Below are 1,769 nucleotides of genomic sequence, written 5' to 3' on the forward strand. Positions count from 1 at the left end.
GATTCAGAGATTGACTCAGATACAGATTCAGAAATTGATTCGCTTACTGATTCTGAGATAGATTCTGAAACTGACTCTGAAACGGATTCGCTGATTGACTCTGATACAGATTCTGAAATGGATTCTGATACTGACTCAGAGATGGATTCAGATACCGATTCTGAAATGGATTCAGATACAGATTCAGAGATTGACTCAGATACCGATTCTGAAATGGATTCGCTTACTGATTCTGAGATAGATTCTGAAACTGACTCGCTTACCGATTCTGAAATGGATTCGCTTACTGATTCTGAGATGGATTCTGAAACTGACTCGCTTACCGATTCTGAGATTGATTCTGATACAGATTCGGAAATTGACTCTGATACAGATTCAGATACTGACTCAGAAACGGATTCGCTGATTGACTCAGACACCGATTCTGAAATGGATTCTGATACAGATTCAGAGATTGACTCAGATACCGATTCTGAAATGGATTCTGATACTGACTCAGAGATTGACTCAGAAACGGATTCTGAGATTGATTCTGAAACGGATTCAGATACCGATTCTGAAATGGATTCTGATACTGACTCAGAAACGGATTCGCTGATGGACTCTAATACAGATTCTGAAACGGATTCGCTAATTGACTCGGAAACTGACTCGGAAACTGATTCTGAGATGGATTCAGACACTGATTCTGAGATTGACTCAGATACTGATTCAGAAATTGATTCTGAGATTGACTCTGAAACTGATTCACTTACTGATTCTGAGATGGATTCAGAAATTGATTCTGATACTGATTCTGAAACTGACTCGCTTACTGATTCTGAGATAGATTCAGAGACGGACTCTGAAACTGACTCAGATACTGACTCAGAAATTGATTCTGATACTGATTCTGAGATTGACTCTGAAACTGACTCGCTTACTGATTCTGAGATAGATTCAGATACGGATTCGCTAATTGACTCTGATACTGATTCTGAAACTGACTCGGAAATGGATTCTGATACTGACTCAGATACTGACTCGCTTACTGACTCTGAAATGGATTCAGATACAGACTCAGAGACTGATTCTGAAACTGATTCTGAGATTGATTCTGAAACTGATTCAGAAATTGATTCAGATACTGATTCTGAGATTGACTCTGAAACTGACTCGCTTACCGATTCTGAAATGGATTCGCTTACTGATTCTGAGATGGATTCTGAAACTGACTCGCTTACCGATTCTGAGATTGATTCTGATACAGATTCGGAAATTGACTCTGATACTGATTCTGAAATGGATTCAGATACAGACTCAGAGATTGATTCAGACACTGATTCTGAGATTGACTCAGATACTGATTCAGAAATTGATTCTGAGATAGATTCAGAAACTGACTCGCTTACCGATTCTGAGATGGATTCAGATACCGATTCGGAAATCGACTCTGATACAGATTCAGAAATTGATTCGCTGATGGACTCTGATACAGATTCTGAAATGGATTCTGAAACTGACTCAGAAACGGATTCTGAGATTGATTCTGAGATTGACTCAGATACTGATTCTGAGATAGATTCTGAAACTGACTCGCTGACCGATTCTGAGATTGATTCAGAAATTGATTCTGAAACTGACTCGGAAATCGACTCTGATACAGATTCAGAAATTGATTCGCTGATGGACTCTGATACGGATTCAGACACAGACTCAGAAACGGATTCGCTGATAGACTCTGAGATTGATTCAGACACTGATTCAGAAATGGATTCTGATACAGATTC

General features: G+C 39.1%; 1 protein-coding gene. It reads right to left on the reverse strand.

Annotated features, from left to right (window positions below; translation table 11 throughout):
* On the reverse strand, positions 1-1,739 hold a 1,739-nt coding region (locus tag ACEE44_RS10290), incomplete at its 3' end, for a DUF445 family protein (protein ID WP_449172160.1).
* Between the last annotated feature and the right edge of the window lie 30 nt (positions 1,740-1,769).

This window comes from Streptococcus sp. 32226D021BW (assembly GCF_053545015.1).